This is a genomic window from Candidatus Rokuibacteriota bacterium, from assembly GCA_030647435.1.
Classification (GTDB): domain Bacteria; phylum Methylomirabilota; class Methylomirabilia; order Rokubacteriales; family CSP1-6; genus AR37.
This window is the reverse complement of record JAUSJX010000022.1, coordinates 37,025-62,031: the sequence shown is the minus strand read 5'-3', so window position 1 is coordinate 62,031 and position 25,007 is coordinate 37,025. Positions and strand designations below refer to the sequence as shown.

22 protein-coding genes and 1 pseudogene are annotated in these 25,007 nt (G+C 68.4%); all 23 read right to left on the bottom strand.

Going from position 1 to position 25,007, the window contains the following annotated elements; translation table 11 throughout:
- Nucleotides 1-46: 46 nt before the first annotated feature.
- Complete coding sequence (locus Q7W02_04260) at nt 47-871, bottom strand: uroporphyrinogen-III synthase (protein ID MDO8475405.1); 825 nt, start codon at nt 869-871, stop codon at nt 47-49.
- Nucleotides 868-1,785, bottom strand: coding sequence for a hydroxymethylbilane synthase (gene hemC / locus Q7W02_04255; GenBank protein ID MDO8475404.1), 918 nt, complete (start codon nt 1,783-1,785; stop codon nt 868-870). Before hemC ends, Q7W02_04260 begins: the two co-directional genes overlap by 4 nt.
- Nucleotides 1,782-3,077 (bottom strand): glutamyl-tRNA reductase, encoded by a 1,296-nt coding sequence (hemA, locus tag Q7W02_04250; GenBank protein MDO8475403.1) that lies wholly within the window; start codon nt 3,075-3,077, stop codon nt 1,782-1,784. The genes hemC and hemA overlap by 4 nt, the downstream gene beginning before the upstream one ends.
- Nucleotides 3,074-3,880 carry a cytochrome c biogenesis protein CcsA gene (ccsA, locus tag Q7W02_04245; GenBank protein MDO8475402.1) on the bottom strand — a complete coding sequence of 269 codons (807 nt, stop codon included), beginning with the start codon at nt 3,878-3,880 and terminating at the stop codon, nt 3,074-3,076. Before ccsA ends, hemA begins: the two co-directional genes overlap by 4 nt.
- Complete coding sequence (locus Q7W02_04240; GenBank protein MDO8475401.1) at nt 3,877-4,788, bottom strand: formate dehydrogenase accessory protein FdhE; 912 nt, start codon at nt 4,786-4,788, stop codon at nt 3,877-3,879. Before Q7W02_04240 ends, ccsA begins: the two co-directional genes overlap by 4 nt.
- Nucleotides 4,789-4,791: 3 nt before the next feature.
- Nucleotides 4,792-5,550, bottom strand: a complete 759-nt coding sequence (fdhD, locus tag Q7W02_04235) for a formate dehydrogenase accessory sulfurtransferase FdhD (GenBank protein MDO8475400.1) — start codon at nt 5,548-5,550, stop codon at nt 4,792-4,794.
- A gap of 242 nt (nt 5,551-5,792) precedes the next feature.
- Nucleotides 5,793-6,608, bottom strand: a complete 816-nt coding sequence (gene nrfD, locus Q7W02_04230) for an NrfD/PsrC family molybdoenzyme membrane anchor subunit (protein ID MDO8475399.1) — start codon at nt 6,606-6,608, stop codon at nt 5,793-5,795.
- A complete protein-coding gene (locus Q7W02_04225; protein ID MDO8475398.1) occupies nt 6,601-7,386 on the bottom strand; it encodes a 4Fe-4S dicluster domain-containing protein in 786 nt (261 codons plus the stop codon). Before Q7W02_04225 ends, nrfD begins: the two co-directional genes overlap by 8 nt.
- A 2-nt stretch (nt 7,387-7,388) precedes the next feature.
- On the bottom strand, nt 7,389-10,514 hold the full coding sequence (fdnG, locus tag Q7W02_04220; GenBank protein MDO8475397.1) for a formate dehydrogenase-N subunit alpha: 3,126 nt from the start codon (nt 10,512-10,514) through the stop codon (nt 7,389-7,391).
- 176 nt (nt 10,515-10,690) lie between these two features.
- Entirely contained in the window at nt 10,691-11,017 is a 327-nt protein-coding gene (locus Q7W02_04215) for a hypothetical protein (GenBank protein MDO8475396.1), read from the bottom strand.
- The gene (gene truA, locus Q7W02_04210) at nt 11,010-11,762 is read right to left on the bottom strand and encodes a tRNA pseudouridine(38-40) synthase TruA (protein MDO8475395.1); all 753 of its coding nucleotides are present in this window, start codon (nt 11,760-11,762) and stop codon (nt 11,010-11,012) included. Before truA ends, Q7W02_04215 begins: the two co-directional genes overlap by 8 nt.
- Nucleotides 11,763-11,771: 9 nt before the next feature.
- A complete protein-coding gene (locus Q7W02_04205; protein ID MDO8475394.1) occupies nt 11,772-12,776 on the bottom strand; it encodes an aspartate-semialdehyde dehydrogenase in 1,005 nt (334 codons plus the stop codon).
- Between the two features lie 21 nt (nt 12,777-12,797).
- Nucleotides 12,798-13,886, bottom strand: coding sequence for a 3-isopropylmalate dehydrogenase (leuB, locus tag Q7W02_04200; protein ID MDO8475393.1), 1,089 nt, complete (start codon nt 13,884-13,886; stop codon nt 12,798-12,800).
- Nucleotides 13,887-13,995: 109 nt separating this feature from the next.
- A complete protein-coding gene (locus tag Q7W02_04195) occupies nt 13,996-15,558 on the bottom strand; it encodes a 2-isopropylmalate synthase (protein MDO8475392.1) in 1,563 nt (520 codons plus the stop codon).
- 4 nt (nt 15,559-15,562) lie between these two features.
- Complete coding sequence (gene pssA, locus Q7W02_04190) at nt 15,563-16,375, bottom strand: CDP-diacylglycerol--serine O-phosphatidyltransferase (protein ID MDO8475391.1); 813 nt, start codon at nt 16,373-16,375, stop codon at nt 15,563-15,565.
- The gene (locus Q7W02_04185; GenBank protein MDO8475390.1) at nt 16,372-17,010 is read right to left on the bottom strand and encodes a phosphatidylserine decarboxylase family protein; all 639 of its coding nucleotides are present in this window, start codon (nt 17,008-17,010) and stop codon (nt 16,372-16,374) included. Before Q7W02_04185 ends, pssA begins: the two co-directional genes overlap by 4 nt.
- 5 nt (nt 17,011-17,015) lie before the next feature.
- Nucleotides 17,016-18,020 (bottom strand): ketol-acid reductoisomerase, encoded by a 1,005-nt coding sequence (gene ilvC, locus Q7W02_04180; protein ID MDO8475389.1) that lies wholly within the window; start codon nt 18,018-18,020, stop codon nt 17,016-17,018.
- Between the two features lie 125 nt (nt 18,021-18,145).
- Nucleotides 18,146-18,616: pseudogene (gene ilvN / locus Q7W02_04175) on the bottom strand (acetolactate synthase small subunit).
- Between the two features lie 20 nt (nt 18,617-18,636).
- Nucleotides 18,637-20,391: a biosynthetic-type acetolactate synthase large subunit gene (ilvB, locus tag Q7W02_04170; GenBank protein MDO8475388.1), complete on the bottom strand. Its 1,755-nt coding sequence runs from the start codon at nt 20,389-20,391 to the stop codon at nt 18,637-18,639.
- A 27-nt stretch (nt 20,392-20,418) separates the two neighbouring features.
- Nucleotides 20,419-20,634, bottom strand: a complete 216-nt coding sequence (locus tag Q7W02_04165; GenBank protein ID MDO8475387.1) for a hypothetical protein — start codon at nt 20,632-20,634, stop codon at nt 20,419-20,421.
- Nucleotides 20,631-23,369, bottom strand: coding sequence for a pyruvate, phosphate dikinase (gene ppdK, locus Q7W02_04160; protein ID MDO8475386.1), 2,739 nt, complete (start codon nt 23,367-23,369; stop codon nt 20,631-20,633). The genes Q7W02_04165 and ppdK overlap by 4 nt, the downstream gene beginning before the upstream one ends.
- 159 nt (nt 23,370-23,528) lie before the next feature.
- Entirely contained in the window at nt 23,529-24,284 is a 756-nt protein-coding gene (locus tag Q7W02_04155) for an FCD domain-containing protein (GenBank protein ID MDO8475385.1), read from the bottom strand.
- A 1-nt stretch (nt 24,285) separates the two neighbouring features.
- On the bottom strand, nt 24,286-24,996 hold the full coding sequence (locus tag Q7W02_04150; GenBank protein MDO8475384.1) for a TerC family protein: 711 nt from the start codon (nt 24,994-24,996) through the stop codon (nt 24,286-24,288).
- Nucleotides 24,997-25,007: the final 11 nt, after the last annotated feature.

Here is a 25,007-nt window from a genome sequence, read left to right as displayed (position 1 = left end):
ATTCAATCGCTTCAAGATGCCGTTCGGCATGTTGACCGTAGTTCAATCATGTTGGGTCACTCGCGCGCGATGGTCCCGAGGCATAGTGGTCGGCGATGGCTCGGGCCAGCGCTGGAATAGTGTACTCCCTCGGGACGATGCGTGTCTCGAGTCCGAGGGCCCCGGCGGTGGCGCGCGTCACGGGGCCGATGCAGGCCACGGCTACGCCGCGGAGGAGCCCCGGCAGGTCCTCGCCGGGGAAGAGCTCGGCGAAATGACGGACGGTCGACGAGCTGGTGAAGGTGACGACGTCGACCCTGCCCTCGCCGAGCGCCCCGCGGAGCTCGCCCGCGTCCTCGGCTCGTTCCGGCCGCGTCCGGTAGGCCGGCACTTCGTCGACCAGGGCGCCCGCGGCCTCCAGCAGCGTCACGAGCACATCGCGAGCCTCGGCGGCCCTGGCGAGAAGGACGCGCTCCCCGGGCCTGATCAGGGCCCGCAGCCGCTCGGCGAGCGCCTCGGCGACATACTCCTCGGGCACGACCTCGGTCTCGAGTCCCATCGCGTGGAGAGCCTCGGCAGTGGCGGGACCGATCGCGGCCAACCGGCGCCCGCGAAGCGCGTCGGCGCCGCGGCCCGTCTCCTCGAGACGGCGCCGCGTCATCTCGACGCCGTTGACGCTGGTGAAAACCGCCCACCGGTAGTCGTCGAGACGCTCGAGCGCGCGGTCCAGCGGCTCCCACGAGGCGGGAGGCTCGATGGCGATGGTCGGCACGAGGAGGACTCGCGCGCCGGCCGCTTCAAGCAGGCCGGCGAAGGCCTGGGCCTGGGCGCGCGGGCGCGTCACGACCACGACCCTGCCGCGGAGCGGCCGCGCGGCCGCGACGGCCGTCATGCGGGGCCTCCGGCGTCGAGTAGTGCGCGCGCCCCGCGGGCCAGCAGATCGCCCGCCAAACGCTCGCCGAGCGCTTCCGCCCGTGAGCCCGGTCCGCTCACCTCGCCCGTGAGCACGGTCACGCCGTCGGCGCTCGCCACGAGCCCGGCCATCGAGATGGCGTCGCCGTCGAGGCGCGCGTGGCCCGCCACTGGCGTGTGGCAGCCCGCGCCGAGACGGCGGAGGAACGCGCGCTCCGCCAAGGCCTGCATCCTCGTCTCGGCGTGGTCCACGCCCCGCAGCGCCTCGAGCACTTCGGCGTCGGCCGTTCTCGCCTCCACGCCCAGGATGCCCTGTCCCACGGCGGGAAGAAACTCCTCCACGGGCAGCGCGTGGGCGTGATCGGGTTTCAGGCCCAGGCGCTCGAGCCCCGCGCGGGCCATGACGAGGCCGTCGCAGAGACCTTCATCGAGCTTGCGCAGCCGCGTGTCCACGTTGCCCCGGATAGGCTCGATGCTGAGGTCGGGACGCCGGGCGAGGAGCAGGGCGCGCCGCCTCAGGCTCGAGGTGGCGACGCGGGCGCCCCGCGGCAGCTCGTCGAGCCCGCCGCCCGAGCGCGTGAGCAGCACGTCGCGCGGGTCTTCGCGCGGCGGATAGGCCGGCAGCCAGAGACCGGCGGGCAGCACAGCAGGCATGTCCTTGAGGCTGTGAACACCCGCGTCCACCCGGCCGTCGAGGAGAGCCTCCTCGATCTCCCGCACGAAGAGCGCCTTGCCCCCAAAATCGGCGAGGGCGACATCCGCCAGACGATCGCCCGACGTGCGGATGACCACGATCTCGATCTCCGCGCCGCGCGCCCGGAGCGCGTCGGCGACCTGCCCAGCCTGTGCGACGGCGAGCCGGCTGCCTCTGGTGCCGAGGCGGAGCGTCCTCATGACGGAGGCCCGGTCCGGCCCTTGGCCCCGAGCCCGAACACCTCCGAGATGACCTCGACCCAGCGGCGCCCGTGGCCGGCCCGCGACGAGTCGCGCAGCTTGACCGTGGGGCCGTGCAGGACCTTGTTCACGATGGCCTGCGAGAGCGCCTCGAGCGCCTGCTTCGTCGCCTCATCCGCTCCCGGCAGGCGCCCGAGCGCGCGCGCCACCTCGCCCCGCCTAATCGCCTCCAGCTTTTCCCTTAACGACACGATGGTCGGCACCACCTCGAGGTCCTTGAGACGGTCGGCGAACTTGGCAACCTCCCGCTCAACGAGCGCCTCGCCCCGCTGCGCTTCCCGCTGGCGCTCCCGCAAGTTGGACTCGACGACCGAGCGGAGGTCGTCGACGTCGTAGCAGAACGCGTTGTCGAGGTCGTTGACGGCCGGCTCGACGTTCCGCGGCACGGCGATGTCGATGAAAAAGAGCGGACGCTCATGGCGCGCGCGCAGCACCGCCTCGACGTCGGCTACGCTGATGATGGGCTCGGGGGCTGCCGTGGAGGTGATGACGATGTCCACCTCGGCCATCACCGACGGGAAATCCTCGTACCTGACGGCCGGGCCCGCGAGGTCACGCGCTAGGTCCTGGGCGCGGCCCCAGGTGCGGTTGGCGACGTAGACGGGCAGTGTCCCTTGGTCCTGGAGGTGCCGGGCGGCCAGCTCGCCCATCTCCCCCGCCCCGATCAGCAGCACCGTCTTGCCGTCGAGCGTGCCGAAAATCTTTCGCGCCAGCTCGACGGCGGCGAAGGACACGGACACGGCAAAGCGCCCGATCTCCGTCTCGGTGCGCACACGCTTGGCGACAGCGAAGGCCTGGCTCATCAGCGCGTGCAGCATCGGCCCCACGACGCGGCACGACTGGGCGAGCGCGAAGGCGTCCTTGACCTGGCCCAGGATCTGCGGCTCGCCCAGCACCATGGAGTCGAGGCTCGCGGCGACCCGGAAGGCGTGCAGGACCGCGTCGGCGCCCGTCTTCGTGTAGAGCAGCGGCTCGAGAGCCTCGAAGTTCATGCCCCGCTGGGCGCTCATTTGCCGAAAGGCTGCTCCGTGCGCCTCGCCGGGCACCTCCGCGATGCCGTAGACCTCGACGCGGTTGCACGTGGAGAGGATCATCAGCTCGGAGCAGACCCCGCGCCCCGCGACGTCTCGCAGGACCTCGCGCAGCTTGTCCTCCTCGAGGGCGAGCTGTTCGCGGACTTCGATGGGCGCCGTGCGGTGGGACAGCCCGGCGACGAAGACGGTGTGGATCACGAGCCGTGCCGCCCGTGGAAGAGGGCGCCCGCGCCGAGCGTTGCCAGCAGCACGCAAAAGCCGGCGATCGCGAAGTAGGCCGCCCGACGGCCCCGCCACCGCCCGACCGCGCGGCCCGACAGCGTCGCCGCGTAGACCAGCCACATGACCAACGAGAAGAGCGCCAGCGGGTCGCCCGCCAGCAGGCTGGCCCACGAGCGCCCAGCCTGGAGCACGCCCAGGAGGAGCCCGACCGTGAGGAACGGGAAACCCACGGTGAGCGTCACCAGCGTCAGATGGTCGAGCGTCTCGAGCGCCGGGAGCCCGTAGTAGAAGGCGCCGCGGCGCTTGGCTTTGATCTGCCGCTCCTGGAGCACGTACATGAGGGCGCTGCCGAAGTTGAGGACCAGCGCGGCCAACCCCACCAGGATCAGCGCCACGTGGACGACGGTCCAGCCGCTCTGCGACTGCGGCTCGAGAGCCAGGCCCCTGAGCCCGGTCGGTAGCCCCAGGCCGAGAGCCAGGATCGCCGGCAGGAAGAAGGCGCCGAAGGTCGTGATCCCGTAGCGGTACTCGATCCAGAGGCCGAAGAGCACCGCGACCCAGATCACGACCGAGACGCTCTCGGCCAGTGTCAGCACCGGCGCTCGCCGGAGCTCCACCCCGCGCAAGATGATCGCCCCGGTGTGGCACACCCAGCCGGCCGCGGTCAGCAGGCGCGCGAAGCGCGCCAGATCCTCCCGTCGCCCGAAGAGCGAGCCCAGAGCCGCCGCCGCGGCGACGATGTAGGCCGTGAGCGCGACGTCAAAGACGACGGCGTTCATGCAGCGGGGTCTCCGTCCGGCGGCAGGAGCTGGGCGAGCGACGGCGTGCCCCGCCAGTACCCTTCCCGCGCGGCGTAGTAGTCGAGGTGGGGCGAGGCCCAATCTTCCACGAGCGGCGAGGCCGCGTTCCAGCGCTCCCGCCGGTCCACGCCTTTGAGATAGCCCCGGCAGGCCAGGCACGCCTCCACGAAGTAGCCCTCCTCGGCGCCCCCGCCTACGAGCCGCACCATGTCGCCCGACTGCCACGCCTGGCAGAAGGGACAGCGAAGGCGCGCGGCCGTCCAGGCGCCGCCGCAGAGATGGCAGGACAGCCGACGCCGGCCGTCCTCAAGCAGGTCGCCGTAGGACGGCAGGCCGCCGCACCACGGGCAGAAGCCCCGGTCCCAGCCGCCCTCCGGCAGCGCGCGGACGAGTGAGAAGAAGGTCTCGAGCGCGGGACGCACCCCGGCGTGAGCGAGGAAACCCGCGAGGTGGGCGGGGAGACCGGCCTCGTCCTGGAGCGCCGCGGGCTGGAGCGCCGCGGGCTGGAGCGCCGCGGCCGCGTCCTTGCCGGAGGCCGGGAAGAGCGCGGCCGGCCCGATGCGTCCCGCGTCCCAGGCCTCGGCGAATCGTCCGAGCGCCAGGGCGTCGTCGGGTCCGGCAGCGGCAAGCCGCTCCATGACCGGCCCCAGGAGGTCTTCGAGGGACTCGGGTGCGATGGCGGGTAGAGCCTCGGCAAGGAGCGGTACGCCCCTCTCCCAGCGCTCCCGGCACTCCTCCGCGCTCCACTTTAAGGGCTCAACCCCGGGGTCCTGCCAACCGCGCCAGCCATCAAGCACCGAGGTCCACAGGGCGAGCGCGTCGCCCATGGCGCGCCGCCGCGTGAGCATCTCTTGCCACTCGGCACACAGTCCCGCGTAGTCCGGCATGGCTCAGGAGGCGTCCGGCAGCTCGAGGGCCTGGCCGGCGTACAGGTTGAGGCTTTCGCCGCGGAGATAGCCCACCACGGTCACGCCGAGCTGCTCGGCGAGCGCGACGGCCATCTCCGTGGGCGAGGTGCGCGAGGCGACGACGGGCACGCGCATGCGGGCGGCCTTGAGCAGCATCTCGGAGGACACGCGCCCAGTGGAGAGGAGAATCCTGTCCGTCGCGGGGATGCCGCGAAGCAGCGCCATGCCCATGAGCTTGTCCACGGCGTTGTGACGGCCCACGTCCTCGGCGACCAGCAGGATGCGGTCGCGGTCGGCCAAGGCGGCGCCGTGGATGCCCCGCGAAGCGCGGTAGTGGACGGCCTCCTGGATGAGATCGCGCATCCGGTCCCGCAGCTCCGCCGGGCGGACGCGCAGGTCCGACGTAATGCGCGGGAAGAGCCGCGGGTCTATGCGGAACGTGATGCCGCCGCCGCAGCCGGACGTCAGGATGCGCTCCGTGGGCAGCGTCACCGGCCGCGTCAGCGTCACGTCGGCGCGGCCGTCCACCTCTGAGATCTGGAGCCCCGCAACCTCGTCGAGACTCCCGATGACCTTCTCCATCCAGAGGTACCCCAGGACGAGGGCATCCAGCTCGAACGGCGAGCAGAGGAGAGTCAGGAAGCGCTCGCCGTCGACGTAGACTGTCAGCGGCTGCTCGCGGACGACTTCGCCCTTGACCTCGTCCAGGCGGCCGCTCTTGAGCTGGAAATAGGTGCGCATCGCCCTATCGTGCCATGCCCGCCGGGAAAGGCAAAGGGCCCCGCTTGGGAGACCCTTGCTCTATCGCCAAACCTGAAACAGAAGCCGGTGGGGGGCCCGGGGAAGCACTGTGAGGCGCAGCCGGAGGCGAGCCGAGCCAACCCTCAGTGGAAGCGGCGGTCGCTCCCCCCCGGAAGCAGCGGAAGCCGGTGGGGGGGGCCGGGGGAGGAGCGGCGGTCCGCTCCCCCCCGGAACCAAATGGTTCAGGCGTTGGCCATGACGATGACGTAGCGCAGGATGAATCCGCCGACCAGCACAAGGGCGGCGGGCACGGCCCCGGGCAGCTTGAGCCCGACAAGATCCACCAGCAGCGGGATGACGAGCCCGACAACCACGAGGCCTCCCCAGAAGAGCGGAGCCAGCTGGCCCGAGACGAGCGGCCCGGCCGCCCCCCCCAACAGCACAAGGAAGGCCGCGAGCACCACTATCTCGAACATGATGGTGTAGCGGTCGGCGCGCTTGACCTTGCCGAATCCCTCGCCCGCCGACTCGCCGGAGAGGTAGAGCAGCAGCGAGATCGCCGCCATGCCCGTCGAAGCCCCCGACGCCAGGAAGAGCGCGCCCATGAGCCGCGCGTCGGTCCAGAACGGCAGCGCCGTGCCGGAGAGGAGCACGCCCGTGTAGGCCGCGATGAAGAAGCCGGAGATGGTGCCGAGCAGGCTCAGCCGCCGCCTGAACGGGGCAACGCCCTCCCCGCCGGCGAAGGACAGCGCCGAGGAGACGAAAGCAAAAATCCCGAAGATGCCGAGCATCCACGCGCCGATCGACATCGGGTTCCAGAACCTGAAGTTCATGACCATCTTGAGAAAGCGGCTCGGCGTGCCGAGGTCGAGGATCAGCAGGACGCCGCACAGGCCGATCAGCAGCAGGGCCAGCACGTAGCCGATGCGGAATACGCTCTTGTCCCTGGGGCTGCCGAAGTTGTCGGCGATCGCGGCCGTGAAGTAGGCGCCGCCGGCGATGCCGCCAAGGAAGAAGTACCAGACGATCAGGAGATGCCAGTCGGGCGCCTTAAGCATCGCCGCCTCCTTTGGTGCTGCCACCGCGCTCGCGGAAGGCCAGAACCGCCCCCACGCCGACCAGCAGCGCCGAGCCCACCGAAAGCAGGGAATCGACCAGCACGTTGCGCTGGGGCAGAAGCGGCTTCTCGGGAAGGGCGTACGTGGACGGCTTGTCGAGCAGCAGGAAGAAGGCGTTGAGCCCTCCCAGCGGCCCGTTGCTGTCGGCGCCGTAGAGCTGCGCCTGCTTGTAGCCCATCTCCTTGAGCGCCGCGACGCGCTTGCCGGCCTTGGTCACCAGCTCGTCCCGGAAGCCGAACTGGATGGACTCCGTGGGGCACGTCTTGGCGCAGGCGGGCCCGAGGCCGTTGTGGATGCGGTCGTTGCAGAAGGTGCACTTGTTGGCCCGCCCCGTGTCGTGGTTGAAGGAGACCACGCCGAAGGGGCAGGAGCTGACGCAGTAGCGGCAGCCGTTGCAGACATCCTGGTTGATGTTGACGGTGCCGTGCTCGGTCCGGTAGATGGCCCCGGTCGGGCACGCGTCCAGGCAGCCGGCCTGAGCGCAGTGCTTGCACACGTCCGACATGAGGAGCCAGGAGAGCTCGCCGTTCGCCTGCGGCTTCTCGATAAACCGCACCAGGCGGTAGGTCTTGTCGGTGAACGTGGAATGGTTCTGGTAGGAGCCCGTCCACTCCGGCTGCTCGCTCGGCAGCTCGTTCCATTGCTTGCAGGCGACCTGGCAGGCGCGACAGCCGATGCACAGCGACGTGTCCGTGAACATCGCCAGCGTGCGGGCCATGGCTACACCTCCCCCTTCTTCACGTTGCACATGAAGGCTTTCGTCTCCTGGATGTACACCGTCGGGTCGGCCACCGTCGCCGAGAGGTCGTTGGTGATGTCGCCCTTGCTGCCCGGAAGCGAATCCACGCCTTTCCACCCCCAGTGCCACGGCACGCCGATCTGGTGCACGGTCTTGCCGTCGATCTTGAAGGGCTTGAGGCGGTGCGTGACCATGGCCTTGACGACGATCTTCCCGCGCGGCGTCGACACGGTGACCTTGTCGCCGTTGGCGATACCGATCTCCTTCGCCAGCTCCAGGCTGATCTCGGCGAAGTGGGACTCGAACATCTCCGCCAGCATCGGCAGGTACCGCGACATGACGCCGGAGAGGTGGTGCTCCGTCAGCCGGTACGTCGTGATGACGTACGGGTAGTCCTTCGAGCCGAGCGGGATCAGGTCGTTCTTGTGGTCCGGCAGACTCCAGATCTTGACGACAGGGTTGTTCTGCTGCTTCGAGAGCAGGTTCCGCGTCGGCGACTCGATCGGCTCGTAGTGCTCGGGGAACGGCCCGTCGTTGAGCGGGCCGAAGAAGGCGCCGACCAGGTCGGCGCGCATGATGAACGGCTTGTCCCCGCCCTTGGCGTCGGGCGCCAGGAAGGCGTTGAAATCCGGCACGTCGAGCCCGACCCACTTGCCCTTCTTGTCCGGGGTCTGGCCCGGCGCCTCGGGGTCCCACCAGATGAGCTTCTTCTTCTCGCTCCAGGGCTTGCCGGCGAGGTCGGCCGAGGCGCGGTTGTAGAGGATCCGCCGATTGGCCGGCCACGCGAAGCCCCAGCCGTGGCCCAGGTAGTCTTTCTCGTCGGCGGGCTTTCGCGAGTTGGCCTTGTTGATGAGCTTGCCGTCCGGACCCTCGACCGTGACGCCGGTGTAGATCCAACAGCCGCCGGCCGTCTTGCCGTCGTCCGTCATGTGGGCGAAGGTGTTGAGCGCCTGGTCCTTCTTGTAGACAACCTTGCCGTCCTTGTCCTTCATCTCCTCGGTGGCGTACCCGTTGATCTCCTTGAGGACCAGCTCCATGTTCGGCTCTTTCGGATTGTCGCCGTACTGGAAGTTGGCCGCCAGGAAACCCTTGTCCCTATCCTTCTTGGAGCCCGCGTACATCTTTTGCAGCCGCTTGGCCAGCGACACGAAGAACTCGGCGTCCGACGTGACATCGCCAGGTGGATTGACCGCCTTCTCGTGCCACTGGATCAGCCTCATCGTGTTCGTCAGCGACCCGTCCTTCTCTGCGGCAGGCGCGGCCGGCAGGAAGAACATCTCGGTCTTCACGTCCTTGGGGTTTGTGCCCGGCGTCTTCCACACGTCCGCCGTCTCCGTGACGAAGATATCCTTGACCACCATCCAGTCGAGCTTCTGCATGGCAGCCCGCGCGAGCTTCGCATTGGGCCCGCCCACCGCCGGGTTCTGCCCGTCGGCGAGGAAGCCCTTGATCTTGCCCTTGTACATGTCCACGAAGATGTGCTGGTGGCTGTAGGCGTCGGCCGAGGCGCGCTTGGGCAGCCACTGGTAGCCGAACTCGTTCTCCTTGGTGGCGGCGTCGCCGTAGAAGGCCTTCAGCAGGCTCACGAAGAACTTGGGCTTGTTGACCCAGAAGCCGCCCTTGGGCGTCTCCTTCTCAAGGTAGGTCTTGAGGTCGGGATGCACGTCGCGCAGCGGCATCGCCATGTACCCGGGCAGCTCATGGTAGAGCAGCTCGAGGTCGGTGGCGCCCTGGACGTTGGCGTGGCCGCGCAGCGCGACGACGCCGCCGCCCGGCCGCCCGATGTTGCCGAGCAGGAGCTGCAGCATGCAGAGAGAGCGGATGTTCTGCACGCCGTTGGTGTGCTGGGTCAGGTTCAACGCGTACGTAATGGCGCCGGTCTTCTCACGCCCGGAGGTGCCGCAGTAGAGCTGGGCGACCTCGACGAACTTGGCCTTGGGGATGCCGCAGATCCGCTCGACCATCTCGGGCGTGTAGCGACTGTAGTGGCGCTTGAGGAGCTGGAAGACGGAGTTCGGGTCCTTGAGCGTGAGATCACGCTTGGGGTTGCCCTCGCCGTCCAGCTGGTACTTCCAGGACGACTTGTTGTACGTCTCAGCGACGTGCGGGTCCGTGCCGCCCTTGCCGGTGTGCTCGAAACCTTCGAAGAGCCCGCCGAGGTCGGTCGGCGTCTTGAAAGCGGGGTCGATGAGGAAGGAGGCGTTCGTGTAGTAGACGACGTAGTCCTTGAAGTACAGGTTGTTCTGGATCGCGTAGCTCATCAACCCGCCGAAGAACGCGATGTTCGTGCCGGAGCGCAGCGGAACGTGGATGTCCGACACGGCGCTCGTGCGGGTGAAGCGCGGGTCGACGTGGATGACCTTGGCGCCGCGCTCCTTGGCCTTCATCACCCACTGGAAACCGACCGGGTGGTTCTCGGCCATGTTGTTCGTGCACATGATGACATCCGCGTTCTGGATGTCGATCAGGTTCGTGGTCATCGCCCCCCGCCCGAACGTGGTCCCCAGAGCTGGGACCGTGGCGGAGTGTCAGACTCTGGCCTGGTGTTCGTGGTAGACGATGCCGAAGGCGCGGTTGAGTTTGCTGAGGAGATAGCACTCCTCGTTGTCGATGCAGGCCGAGCCGAGCGAAGCGATGGCGTCGAGCCGATTGACGACCACGGTCTTACCGTCCTTGTCCTTCTCGCTCTCGATGAAGTACTTCTCGCGCGTGTCGTAGTAGCGCTTGGCGATCTGCTCGTACATCCACTCCAGGGGCTTCTCCTCCCACTTGTCCGAGCCCGGCGCGCGGTACATCGGCTTTGTCGGCCTCAGGGGGTTATTGGAGAGCTGAATGGTCGCAGCGCCCTTTGGGCAGAGGCGGCCGAGAGTGTGCGGCGTGTCCGGATGTCCCTCGATATCGATGATCTTGTCGCCCTTGGAATAGATCAGCTGGATACACCCAACCGCGCAGTAAGGACAGACGCCCGAATGGACCTTGGCTTCCTTGAGCTTGAGCGCGGTGGCCGCCGCCGCCACCGGCTTGAGGTCCAGCGTCGCCGTGCCCAGCGCCGCGCCGGCGCCGGCCGATCCCGCATACTTGAAGAAGTCCCTGCGTGAGAGGCTCATGGCCGCGTCTCCTTCTTTGGAGCGTTCAATATTTCGAACGTGTGACAAGGTCCATGATCCACGTCAACTTCTCATCGAATCTGAGCGGGCGAGCGACGGTGCTGCGGAACTGCGCGGATTATCGTGCGGGAACGTCTGGGTGTCAAGCTTCGAGACAGCGATCGTAACGCCTCGCGTCAGGCCTCCCCGCCGCTTCCCCCGCCGTGACCCAAGTGGGCCCTATCCTTTAAATAAAGCTCGTAGCGCTGCTCGACCACGGCGAGCGCGTCGGCCTGCCGGCCCGCCTCGAGCGCCTCGACGATGGCCCGCTGGTGGCGGACCTCCATGATGGCTCCGCCCAGCACTGGGTCGTAGTAGCGTCCGAGCTCTCGAAGGATTCTACGCACTTCAGCCAGGTCCGCGAGATTCTCCTTGAGCCGCTCGATCAGCACGAGCGCGTGGTCTTCCCGCTTGCGGGCCTTGAAGCCCCGGTCGCGGACAGGCTCGCCGGACGCCTCATCCACGACAGGCCTCCCCGTACAGCACCCTCACCAGCATGAGCCCCTGGGGCGGGGCGGTGGGGCCCGACCGGGTGCGATCGCGTCCCGCCAGGAGGCCGGCCATCCAGGAAGCCGGCTGGGCCCCCCGCCCGACCTCGACGAGACTGCCCACGATGTTGCGCACCATGTGATGAAGGAAGCTGTCGGCGGAGAGGACAATTGCGATGCGGTCGCCACGCTCGACCAGGCGCGCCGAGCGCACCGTGCAGGTGGGGGTGCGCCCGCGGCCGGGCGCGGCGCAAAAGGCGGAAAAATCGTGCTTGCCCCTGAGCGCGCCAAGCGCGCTCCGCATCGCCCCAACGTCGAGAGCGAAGCGCGGGTGCCAGGCGTAGCGACGTCCCAATGGGTGGGCGACCCGGCCGCGGTCGATCACGTAGAGGTAGCGCTTCCCCAGGGCCGAGCGCCTGGCGTCGAATCCAGCCGGCACCTCGGATGCCTGGAGCACTCGAATCGAGTCTGGCAGGAGGGCGTTCAGACCCCGGGCGAGCCTGGCCGGATCGAGAGAGGACGCAGTCGCGAGGCTCGCGACCTGGCGGAGGGCGTGGACGCCCGCGTCGGTGCGGCTCGCCCCCGTCAGCTTCACCGGCTCGCCCAGGATTCGCGCGCAGGCATCGCGCACACGGCCTTGCACCGTCGGGCAGTCGGGCTGAACCTGCCAGCCCGCGAAGTCCGTACCGTCGTAGGCCAGCGTCAGGCGCAGGGTGCGCAAGTCGCGCCCTCAGCGGATCAGCAGCTCGGCGACCTGGACCCCGGTCAACGCGGCGCCCTTGCGCAGCTGGTCGCCTACCACCCAGAAGTTGATCGCATTGGGCAGCGAGAGATCCTGGCGGACGCGGCCGACGTAGCAGTCATCCTGCCCCTCCACAGAGATGGGCATCGGGTAGCGGTTCTGGGCGGGATCGTCCCACAGCGTGAGGCCCGGAAACGCGGCGAAGAGCTCACGCGCCCGGTCGGGGCCCACGGCCCTCTCGGTCTCGGCGTTGACCGCCACGGAGTGCGCGGTGAAAACCGGCACGCGCACGGTCGTGGGCGAGATGCGCAGGTCCGGCAGCTCGAGAACTTTCCGGATCTCGTTGACCAGCTTCATTTCCTCCCCCGTGTAGCCGCCCTCGACGAACTTGTCGATGTGGGGGATGACGTTGAACGCGATCTGGTGCGGGAAATACTTCGGCGTCATAGCCTCGCCGCGGGCCCAGGCGAGCGTCTGCTCCCGAAGCTCCTCGACCCCCTTGACACCGGCGCCCGAGACGGCCTGGTAGCTCGTGGCGATCACGCGCGTGAGGCGCCCGGCGTCGTGGAGCGGCTTGAGCGGCATGACGGTGACGATGGTCGTGCAGTTGGGACACGCGACGATGCCCTGGTGTCCCTGGAGGGCGTGGGCATTGATCTCCGGCACGACGAGCGGGACGTTGGGATCCATCCGATATGCGCTCGACTTGTCCACGACGACCGCGCCTGCCTTGACCGCCTGCGGCGCGTACTCCCTGGCCTGGGCTGAGCCGGCCGAGAAAAAGGCGACCTCGACGCCCTTGAAGGCCTCGGGCCCCACCTTCTCGACGCGGATCGTCTCGCCCTTGAAGGTGACGGTCTTGCCCACCGAGCGCTCGGAGGCGAAAGCGCGGAGCGCCTTCACGGGGAACTTGCGCTCCTCGAGGATCCTGAGCGTCGTCTGCCCGACCGCTCCCGTCACGCCAACGATCGCGACCGTCACGCCGGATGCCATGTCTCTAGCGTCTCCTGCCCGTCAAGAGTAGGACTTCTCGACTTCCGTGGAGATCAGGTCGCCCATCTCCTTCGTGCCGCAAATCTTCGCCCCGGCCCCGACGATGTCGCGGGTGCGGTGCCCCTGCTCGAGCACCCGCAGGACGGCCGCGTCGATCCGGTCCGCGTCGGCGCCCTTGTCGAGCGAGTAGCGCAGCAGCATGGCCGTCGAGAGGATGGCCGCGATGGGGTTGGCGACCCCCTGCCCCGCGATGTCGGGCGCGGTGCCGTGCACCGGCTCGTAGAGGCCGACGCGCCCGCCCAGGCTCGCCGAGGGCAGCATGCCCATGGAGCCCGCCAGGATCGCCGCCTCGTCCGACAGGATGTCGCCGAAGGTATTCTCGGTCACGATGGTGTCGAAGTGCGTCGGCTTCTGGACCAGCGCCATGGCGCAGTTGTCCACGAGCACGTGCTCGAGCTCCACCTGTGGATAGTCCTTCGATACGCGGGTCACGACCTCGCGCCAGAGCTGGGACACGACCAGGACGTTGGCCTTGTCCACCGACGCCAGGCGCTTCTTCCGCTTCATGGCGACGTCGAAGGCCGCCCGCGCCACGCGCTCGATCTCGCGGGAGGTGTAGGCCATCGTGTTGATCGCCCGCGCGCCGCCGTCGGCAAACTCCTCCCGGCCGCGCGGCTCGCCGAAGTAGAGACCGCCCGTCAGCTCGCGGATCACCATGATGTCCGTGCCCTCGACGACGGAGCGCTTGAGCGGCGAGGCGTCCACCAGCATGGGGAAGCACCTCGCGGGCCGGAGGTTCGCGAAGAGGTCGAGCTCCTTGCGCAACCCCAGGAGCCCCCGCTCGGGACGCTTTTCCTGCGGCAGGTCGTCCCACTTGGGTCCGCCGACCGCGCCGAAGAGGATGGCGTCGCTCCGCTCGCAGAGGGCCAGCGTGGACGGCGGCAGGGGGTCGCCGGTGGCGTCGATGGCCGAGCCGCCGACGAGCGCCGTCTCGAACTCGAACGAGGCGCCGGTCGCCCGGCCCACCACCTCGAGCACCTTGCGGGCCTCGGGCATGACTTCTTGCCCGATGCCGTCGCCGCCCAGGAGCGCGATCTTGTGTGTCGCCATCAGGGAGCCCTCAGGCCTTTCTTGCGAGCGACGTGCTTCATCAGCCCTCCTGCGGCCAGGATCTTCTCGGTGATCGTCATTGCAATGGAGTCTTCACTTTCTCCGTCGGCTACGGGCCGACTTCCTTGACCTTCTGTCCGCCCGCGGACTGCACCAGGCGGTTGAGCGCGTTGACGTATGCCCGCGCGCTCGCCTCGATCACGTCCGTCGAGCTGCCCTTGCCCGGCACCACGGTGCCGTCGAAGTCCACCCGGACCGACACCTCGCCGAGCGCGTCCTTGCCCGAGGTGACGGATCGGAGCTGGTAGTCCTGCAGCCTGCCCTTGAGCCCCGTGATCGCGTCGATGGCGTTGAGCACGGCGTCCACGGGGCCGTCGCCGACGCCCGAGTCCTGGAAGACCTCCGTGTCTTTCTTGAGCCGCACGGTCGCCGACGGGATGATGCCCGTGCCGCTGATCGTGTGCAGGTAGTCGAGCGCGTACGTCTCCGGCACCTGGGCGATCTCGTCCTTGACGATCGAGATCAGGTCCTCGTCGAAGATCTCCTTCTTCTTGTCGGCGAGGTCCTTGAACCGCTTGAACGCCTTGCCGAGCTCGGCGTCGTCCAGCTCGAACCCGAGCTCCTTCAGGCGCGACGACAGCGCGGCCCGGCCCGAGTGCTTGCCCATGACGAGCTTGTTGGCGGCCCGGCCGATGTCCTCGGGCCGCATGATCTCGTACGTGAGCTTCTCCTTCAGCACACCGTCCTGGTGGATGCCCGCCTCGTGCGCGAAGGCGTTCTCGCCGACGATGGCCTTGTTGGGCTGGACACGCACGCCGGTGATCGACGACAGCAGGCGCGAGGACTTGAAGATCTCCTCCGTCCGCACCTGGGTGTCGGTCTCGAAGAAGTCCCGGCGGGTCTTGAGCGCCATCACGATCTCTTCGAGGGAGGCGTTGCCGGCGCGCTCCCCGATGCCGTTGACGGTGCACTCGATCTGCCGCGCCCCCGCCCGGATCGCCGCCAGCGAGTTGGCGACGGCCTGCCCCAGGTCGTTGTGGCAGTGCACGGAGAGCACGGCCTTGGCGCTGTTCCTGACCCGCTCCCGGATCTTCATGATCCGGTTGAACCACTCCTCGGGGATCGCGTAGCCGACCGTGTCCGGGATGTTGATCGTCCCGGCTCCGGCATCGATGACCGCCTCCAGGACCTCGCACATGTAGTCGAAGTCCGTGCGGGAGGCGTCCTCGGGCGAGAACTCGACGTCCTCGCAGTACCCGCGCGCGTGCTTGACGGCCTCCACCGCGGCCTTCAGCACCTCCGCGCGGCTCTTCCTGAGCTTGTACTTGAGGTGGATGTCGGAGGTCGCCACGAACGTGTGGATGCGCGACCGGCGCGCGTACTTGACCGCTTCCCACGCCCGGTCGATGTCGCCCAGGCCCACGCGGCTGAGACCGCAGATGATAGGCGAACCTTCCAGCGAGCCCACCTGCTTGGCGACCGCGCGCACCGCCTCGAAATCCTCGTCCGAGGAGATGGGGAAGCCGGCCTCGATGACGTCCACGTTGAGCCGCGCGAGCTGCCGCGCCATCTCGAGCTTCTCCTGCGTGTTCATCGAAAACCCGGGCGCCTGCTCGCCGTCCCGGAGCGTCGTGTCGAAGATCATGATGCGATCCATGGCCTGTCTCCTCACCGCGCTAGTGCGCGTCCCTGGTTCCCTTCTCGCTGGCCAGTGCCCGATCCAAGAAGCGGCGCGCCCACACGGGGCGCGTAGGACCGCTCAGCAGATACAGCGAGAAGAGGATGAACAGGAACCACTGCGGGTGTGTCGCGACGATGAGCACCCCCAGGACCACGAGCACGAGCACCTGGGTGGGCTTGCGGCGCGCGAAGTCCACCTCCTTGAAGCTGTAGTAGCGGAACGTTGAGACCATGAGGAGCGCGACCACGACGGTCCCCACGCTGATGGCCGCCGCCTGCCAGCGCGTGATCTCGACGCCCTCGAGCAGGAGCGCGGTCGAGGCGACGACGCCGGCCGCGGCCGGCGTCGGCAATCCCACGAAGTAGCGGCGGTCCGTGACGCCCTGGTGGACGTTGAAGCGGGCGAGCCGAAGGGCGCCGCAGATCACGAAGAGGAAGGCGCCGAGCCAGGCGACGCGGCCGGCCTGCGAGAGGGCCAGCGCGTAGAGCATGAAGGCCGGGGCGACGCAGAACGACACCACGTCGGCCAGCGAGTCGAACTCCACGCCGAACTGGGTCGTGGTCCGGGTCAGCCGCGCGACTTTACCGTCGAGGATGTCCAGCACCATGCCGACGAAGACGGCCACCGCCGCCTCGACGAAGCGGGCCTGGGCGGAAAGCACGATGGCGAGGAAGCCGCAGAAGAGGTTGCCGGTCGTGAGCAGGCTCGGGAGCAGGAAGATGCCGCGGCGCGGATGCTCGCGCAGCTCCTGCCAGCGCCGGCGGCGCGGATGCCGCGCCCCGTCTCCGCTCTGATGTCGGCGTCTCACCTCAGCACCCCCATGATCGTCTCGCCACCCCTGACTCTGTCACCCACCCGCACTCTGATCTCAGTACCCTGCGGTACCACCAGGTCCGTCCGCGAGCCGAACCGGATCAGCCCGTAGCGCTCGCCTGCCTGGAGCTTGTCCCCCTGCCTCGCCCGGCACACGATGCGCCGCGCGAGCACACCCGCGATCTGCTTCACCCCGACCCGCGCGGCCTCGCCCTGGAGCGCGAGCGTGCAGCGCTCGTTCAGCTCCGAGGCCTCGTCACGGTACGCGGCCAGGAAGCGCCCGGCCGCGTGCTGGACACCCTCGACCAGGGCCGCTACCGGCGACCGGTTGATGTGCACGTCGAGCGGCGACAGGAATATGGAAACCCGCACCGCCCGCCCCACCCACGGATCGTCGATCTCCACGACCCGCATCACGCGGCCATCCGCCGGGGCCAGGACCGCGCCTGGGACAGCCGGCGCGGTCCGATCGGGGTCGCGGAAGAAGCCCAGGCAGCACAGCGTCACCGCCCCCAGGGCGGCAGCCGCCGGCCACCAGCCCATCCAACCCAGAATACACGCCGCCGCCGCGGGTGGGAAGATAAAGGGCCACCCCTCGGCGGCGACGGGAATGCGCACGCGCTCCCCCACCGCCGCTACATCCGCGGCGGCTTGATCCAGGACATCATCTTGCGCAGCCGCGCCCCGACTTCCTCGATCTGGTGCTCGGCCTCGCGCTTCCTCATCGCGAGGAACCCGGCGCGGTGGGCCTGGTTCTCCAGGATCCACTCGCGCGCGAACTGGCCGGACTGGATCTCGCCCAGGATGCGCTTCATCTCCGCCTTGGTCTCCGGACTGACGACGCGCGGACCGCGCGTGTAGTCGCCGTACTCGGCCGTGTCGGAGACGGAATACCGCATGTAGGCGAGGCCGCCCTGGTAGAAGAGGTCCACGATCAGCTTCATCTCGTGCATGCACTCGAAGTACGCGACTTCCGGCTGGTAGCCCGCCTCACACAGCGTCTCGAAGGCGGCTGTGATCAGGTGCGAGACGCCGCCGCACAGCGTCGTCTGCTCGCCGAAGAGATCCGTCTCCGTCTCTTCCTTGAACGTGGTCTCAATGACGCCCGCGCGCGTGCAGCCGACGCCCTTGCCGTAGGCCAGCGCGACGTCCCGCGCCTTTCCCGAGACGTCCTGGTACACCGCAACGAGGGCCGGCACGCCCGGGCCCTGGGTGAAGAGGTCGCGCATGACGTGGCCGGGAGCCTTCGGCGCGATCATCGAGACGTCCACGTCGGGCGAGGGCACAACCTGGTTGAAGTGGATGTTGAACCCGTGGGCGAACATGAGCGTCTTGCCCTTGCCGAGCACACCCTTGATCGACTCCTCGTAGACCTGCCGCTGGGTCTGGTCCGGAAGCAGGATCATGATGATGTCGGCCGCGGCGGCGGCGTCGTTGACCGTCATCACCTTGAGCCCATCCTTCTCGGCCTTCGCCCAGCTCTTCGAGCCCTTGTACAACCCCACGACGACGTCCTGCCCCGAGTCCTTCAGGTTCAGCGCGTGCGCGTGCCCCTGGCTGCCGTAACCGATAATGGCGATCTTCCTGCCCTTGATCAGCCCGAGGTCAGCGTCCTGGTCGTAGAAAATCTTCGCCGGCATGACGTGTGCTCTCCTCTGAGTTGTTAGTCCGCGAACCCGACCACGCGCGGGTCCTGGTTGGCCGGGCGCGCCGGGGCGGCCTTGCCGAGCTTCTCCTCCACGCGCCGCAGCCGCGCCTTCGGGCTCCGCGCGATGGCGACCTTGCCCGTGCGCACGACCTCTTGAATGCCGAAGGGCCGGAGCAGCTCGAGGATGGCCTCGATCTTGGACTCCTCGCCCGTGACCTCGAGGGTGTAGCTCGCGGCGGTGACGTCGACGACCTTCGCGCGGAAGATGTCCGCGATCCGGAGGATCTCGGCTCGGGCGGCGGGCTCCGCGTTCACGCGGATCAGCAGCATCTCCCGCTCCACGTGGGTCTCCTCGCTCAGGTCGATCACCTTGATGACGTCGATGAGCTTGTGCAGCTGCTTCATGACCTGCTCGATGACGAAGGCGTCGCCGCTGACGACGAGCGTCATGCGCGAGACGGACGGGTCGAGCGTCTCCCCCACCGACAGGCTCTCGATGTTGTAGCCGCGGGCCGAGAAGAGCCCGGCAACGCGCGAGAGCACGCCGAACTTGTTCTCGACCAGGACCGCGATCGTGTGCTTCGTGATCTCAGGCGCGTCGGCCACGGCTAGAACCCCGTCTGCGACTTGGCCGCGCGGTCGCGGGCTTCGCGGCTCGGCGGCGCCAGGATCATGTCGATGTTGGCGCCGCCCGCGGGCACCATCGGGAAGACGCATTCGTCCTTGTTCACCCAGATGTCCAGCACGACGGGGCCCGGCGTCGAGATCATCTTCTCGAGGGCGGGCACCACTTCGGAGGGCTTGGTGGCGCGGATGCCCGTGCAGCCGTACGCCTCGGCGAGCTTGACGAAATCGGGGCTCGTCCCGAGGTCGATGGCGCAGAAGCGCTCCTTGTAGATGATCCGCTGCCACTGTCGCACCATCCCATGGCCGCCGTTGTTGACGATGACGGTCTTGACGGGCAGGCGCTCTTCGAAGCAGGTCGCCAGCTCCTGGCTGTTCATCGCGAAGGAGCCATCGCCGTCGATGTTGATCACGAGCTTGCCGGGGTTGCCCGCCTGGACGCCCATGGCGGTCGGCAGGCCGTAGCCCATCGTGCCCAGGCCCCCGGACGTGCACCACATGCGTGGGTGCTTGAAACGGTAGTACTGCGCCGCCCACATTTGGTGCTGGCCGACGCCCGTGACTATCAGGGCCTCGCCGTTGGTCAGGTTGGAGATCTCCTCGATCACGTACTGCGGCTTGATGATCTCGTCGCTCCACTCGTAGCGGAGCGGTTCCGCGCGCTTCCACTCCGCGATCTGGTCGGCCCACTGGCGCCGCGCTTCCTTGACGGCGCCCTGCGGGTACGTCTTCATCTCCTCGCGAACCGCCTCCACGAGCTTGGCGAGCACTCGCTTGCAATCCCCCACGATCGGGATGCCCACCTGGATGTTCTTCGAGATCGACGACGGATCGATGTCGATGTGAATGATCTCGGCATTGGGAGCGAAGGCGTCCACGCGTCCGGTGACGCGGTCGTCGAAGCGCGCGCCCACCGCGACGAGGCAGTCCGAATGGTGGACGGCCATGTTGGCGTAGTACGTCCCGTGCATGCCCAGCATGTCGAGCGACAGGGGATGGGCCATCGGAAAGGCGCCCAGGCCCATGAGGGTCTGGGTCACCGGCACCTGCGTCAGCTCGGCCAGCTCGTAGAGCTCCGGCGAAGCGTCCGACGAGATGACGCCGCCTCCCACGTAGAGCACGGGGCGCTTGGCCCGCACGAGGGCGCGCGCGGCCTTCTTGATCTGCCCCGGGTGGCCGTCGTAGGTCGGGTTGTAGGAACGCAGGTGCACGCTCTCCGGGTACTCGAAGGGCCACTCCTTGACCAGGATGTCCTTGGGCAGGTCCACGTGCACCGGGCCCGGGCGGCCGGTGGAGGCGATGTGGAAGGCCTCCTTGATGATCCCGGCAAGGTCCTTGACGTCCTTGACCAGAAAATTGTGCTTGGTCGCGGAGCGAGTGATGCCGACGTTGTCGGCCTCCTGGAAGGCGTCGTTGCCGATCAGGTGCGTCGGCACCTGCCCCGTGAAGGCGACGAGCGGGATCGAGTCCATGAGGGCGTCCTGCAGCGCCGTCACCAGGTTCGTCGCCGCGGGGCCCGAGGTGACCAGGCACACGCCGGTCCGGCCGGTGGTGCGGGAGTAGCCTTCTGCCGCGTGCCCGGCGGCCGCTTCCTGGCGGACCAGGATGTGGCGGATCCCTTCGAAGTCGTACAGGACATCGTAGATCGGCAGCACGGCGCCGCCGGGCAGGCCGAAGATGAGGTCCACGCCCTCGCGCTTCAAACACTCGAGCAGAATGCGCGCACCTGAAAGCTTCACTGCCCTTCCCTCCATCGGTGCATCTGGTTAGAGGAGCCCCGCCGACGCCAGGCTCTCCTTGATCTCTTCGATGCCGTCGCCGTCCGGCGTGCCGAGCGGCGCCCGACACGGGCCGCCGTAGACGTAACCGCTGAGCGGCGTCTCGTTCCACTTGGCGAGGTTCGACTTCAGGCGCTCGACCGCGATCTCGTCGCCGCGGAAGGGCGTGGGCACAGGGACGTAGACGCCGTGGAAATCCCTCACCGCGCCGCCCTCCGGGCCTTCGAGGCCTTCTCCTTGATCCGCGCCTGGGCCGACGCGAGCCACGCGATCGGCACCATGTACGGAGAGCAGGAGACGTAGTCCATGCCCACGCGATGACAGAACTCGACCGAAGACGGCTCGCCACCGTGTTCGCCACAAATGCCCACCTTGAGCTTGGGCTTCGTCTTGCGGCCTCGCCGGATCCCGATCTCGATCATCTCCCCGACACCTTCCTGGTCGAGCACCGCGAAGGGATCATCCGGGAGCAGTTTCTTCTCGAGATAGAAAGGCAGGAACTTGCCGATGTCGTCCCGGCTGTAACCGAATGTCATCTGCGTCAGGTCGTTGGTGCCGAACGAGAAGAAGTCCGCGTGCTCGGCGAGCTTGTCGGCGATCAGGGCGGCGCGCGGCACTTCGATCATCGTGCCGACGGTGTAGGCGACCTTCGCGCCCATCTCGGCCACGGTCTTGTCGGCCATGCGCACGGTCATGTCGCGCGTGACCTTCATCTCGGGGACGGTGCCCGTGAGGGGGATCATGATCTCGGGCTCCACCCGCACGCCCCGCCTCGCCACCTCGCACGCCGCCTCCATGATCGCCCGCACCTGCATCTCGTAGATCTCGGGAAAGGTGATGCCGAGCCGGCAGCCGCGGTGGCCGAGCATGGGGTTGGCTTCCTGGAGGGCCTCGATCCGCGCCTTGACCGCGCCCAGCCCGTCGCGGCGCGCCGGGTTGATGCCGAGCGCGTCGAGCCGCGTGTACTCCTCGAGCACTTCCTTGTACTTGGGCAGGAACTCGTGGAGCGGCGGATCCAGCAGCCGGATCGTCACCGGGTAGCCATCCATCGCCGTGAAGATCCCGATGAAGTCTTCACGCTGGAATGGGAGGAGTCTGTCGACGGCCTTGCGCCGGGCCTGCTCGTCGGGGGCCATGATCATCTCGCGGACGATCGGGATGCGGTCGTCCTTGAAGAACATGTGCTCGGTGCGGACGAGACCGATGCCTTCCGCCTCGAACTCCTCCCGCGCCTTGGCGGCATCGTTCGGCGTATCGGCGTTGGCACGCACCCGTGTCGTGCTCGCCTTCCGGGCCCAGGCCAGGAGCTGCCGGAACTCCGCCGAGAGCTTCGGGTCCACGAGCGGCAGGGCTCCCATGACCACTTCGCCCGTGGCGCCGTTCAGCGTGACGACCTGCCCTTCGCGCACCACCGCTCGGCCGGCACGGAAGAGCCGGTTCTCCTCGTCCACAATCACATCGCCCGCGCCCACCACGCAGCTCTTGCCCCAGCCGCGGGCCACGACGGCCGCGTGAGAAGTCAGGCCGCCCCGGGAGGTCAGGACCCCCTGAGCCGCGTGCATCCCCGCCACGTCCTCCGGCGAGGTCTCCTGCCGGACCAGGATGACGTGCTCCTCGCGGAGCGCCATCTCGACAGCCTTCTCGGGGTCGAACACGACCTTGCCCACCGCCGCCGCGGGCGTGGCGGCCAGTCCACGAGCGATGGCCGTGTACGTGGCCTTCGGGTCGACCGTCTTGACCAGGAGCTGGTTGAGCGAGGCCGGCTCGACGCGCAGCAGGGCCGTGTCCCGGTCGATCAGGCGCTCCCGCACCATCTCGACGGCGATGCGCACGGCCGCGCCCGCGGTGCGCTTGCCGGAACGCGTCTGGAGGATGAAGAGCCGCCCTTCCTGGACGGTGAACTCGATGTCCTGCATGTCGCGGTAGTGGCGCTCGAGGCGGTCCTTGATGGTCACGAGCTCGTCGTAGACCGCCGGCATGCTCTCCTTGAGGGCGGCGATGGGCTGCGGGGTGCGGATGCCCGCGACGACGTCCTCGCCCTGGGCGTTGATGAGGAACTCGCCGAAGAAGCGGCGCTCCCCGCTCGACGGGTCGCGCGTGAAGCAGACGCCCGTGCCGGAGCTCTCCCCGAGGTTGCCGAAGACCATGGCCATCACCGTGACCGCGGTGCCCCAGTCGTCCGGCAGCCGGTGGATGCGCCGGTAGTCCACGGCCTTCTTCGCGAACCACGAGTCGAAGACGGCGTTGACCGCAAGCTTGAGCTGCTCGGGCGGATCCTGAGGGAAGGGCTTGCCCGTACGCGCCTGGACGAGGCTTTTGAACTCGGCCACGAGGGCCTTGAGGGGCTCGGGCTGGAGATCCGCGTCGCTCTTCGCGCGCGCGACGGCCTTCGCGCGGTCGAGCAGCTCATCGAAGGCGCGGCGCTCGATGCCGAGCACGACGTCGCCGAAGATGGTGATGAACCTCCGGTAGCAGTCCCACGCGAAGCGCTCGTTCTTGGTCCAGCGCGCGAGGCCGATCACCGTCCGGTCATTGAGCCCGAGGTTCAGGACGGTATCCATCATGCCGGGCATCGACGCGCGCGCGCCCGAGCGCACCGACACGAGGAGCGGCTTGGCCGGGTCCCCGAGCCGAAGCTCGACCGCGGCCTCGAGGCGCGCCATCCCGCCCTCGACCTGCTCCCAGAGCCCCGCCGGATGCTTGCGGCTCCCGGAGCTGTACGCGGCCCAGGCTTCCGTCGTGATCGTGAAGCCGGGAGGCACCGACACCCCCAGGTTGGTCATCTCCGCCAGCTCGCACCCCTTTCCGCCCAAGAGGTGGCGGAGGGCGCTCGAGCCGTCCGCCTTGCCGTTGGCGAAGGAGTACACGTACTTGGGCCGGCGAGCGGCAGGGCTCGGGGCCTTTGTCCGTGCTCTCCGGCGTGACGTGGCGCGCGCCATACAGAGACCCCCTCGGTCGGGCCGGACATTCTGCAGAGAAACAATGGCTGCAGAGAAACAAAGGCAGGCCCAGAAGAGGCCTGCGTTATCCAAGAATGTTACTCCGAGGGGCAGCTAGGTGTCAATGAATATTCATCCGCAACAGGCACTTACGAGGCTCTAGCGGGGTCTCTCTCTCTGCCGTGGTTTCGCCTTGGAAGCCCGGCGGTCGGGTCGGCGCCCGCCCGGCAAGCCCTCGACGAGCTTCGCCACCGCCGTCAGATGGTCGAGCATCGCCCGCCGCGCCCCGGCCTCGTCGCGGCGGCGGATAGCGCCGAGGATCCGCCTGTGGTCCTGGTGGGAGCGTCTCGGCCGGCCGGGAGTGTGCAGGCTCTCCTCCCGGCTCTGCGCGAGGAGATCCACGAGCGCGTTGACGATGCGAACGATCGCCCGGTTGTGGGCGGCGGCGGCAATGGCCGCGTGGAGCGCCGAGTCCTGGGCCATGCCTGTACGCCCGCGCGCGACCTCGCGCGCCTGCTCGGCGAGGATGCGCTCCATCTCGGCGAGCTCGTCCCGGGTCGCGCGCCGCGCCGCTAGAGCCGCGATCGCGGGCTCGAGGAGGCGGCGCGCCTCGAAGAGCTCTGCCACCGCCTCGCGGTAAGGCAGGATGACAAGCGCCAGGGGCTCGATGAGGGCCTCGACCGAGACGTCACGGACGAAGGCGCCTTCCCCCGCCCTGATGTCGATCAAGCCGCGGCTCTGCAGCGACCGCAGCGCCTCGCGCACCGAGGTGCGGCTGACACGGAAGCGCTCGGCCAGGTCCCGCTCCGGCGGCAGCCTGTCGCCGGACTTGAGACGGCCGTCGGCGATCAAGGCCCTGACCTGGCGGACGATGTCCTCGTAGATCCGGACGGACTTGACGGGCTCGAGGTCCACGCTACCTTCCCGCGACTTTGCCGTGCGCCGCCGCAGCGCGCCGCCGGGTGGTGATCCAGCCGATGAGCATGATGCCCCCCGCGAGGCCGAGCCGCACCGCCCATTCGACAAGACCGGGAACCTCACCGAGCCGGCTCACGACGAAGTGGTCGTGGAGGATCATCTTGCCCGCCACCTCGCCCAGGATGCCCCCGGCGATCAGGATGATCCACGGGTAGCGGTTCATCAGGGTGGCCAGCACCCCGCTGCCCCAGACGACGATGGGGATCGAGAGCCCGATCCCGAAGATCACGAGGCGGAGGTCACCCTCGGCAGCGCCTGCCACCCCGATGACGTTGTCGAGGCTCATGACCACATCGGCCACGATGATGATCCAGATGGCCTCGAGCAGCGTGGTGCCGGCCTTCGCGCTCCCGTCGCCCGCCTCCTCGCTCTGTCGCACCAGCTTGATGGCGATCCAGATCAGCAGGAGGCCGCCCACCACCTGGAGGAGCGGGATGCTGAGCAGGTAGCTGATGATCGTGATGAAGAGGAGCCGGAGCGCCACCGCCCCCACCGTTCCCCAGATCCGGCCCACGAACTGCTGGCGCCTGGGCAGCGTACGCACGGCGAGCGCGATGACCAGCGCATTGTCCCCGGCCAATGCCAGGTCGATGAGGACGATCTTGGAGACGCCGATCCAGAACGATGGGTCGGAGACGGAGGCGGTCACAGCCAAGTGCC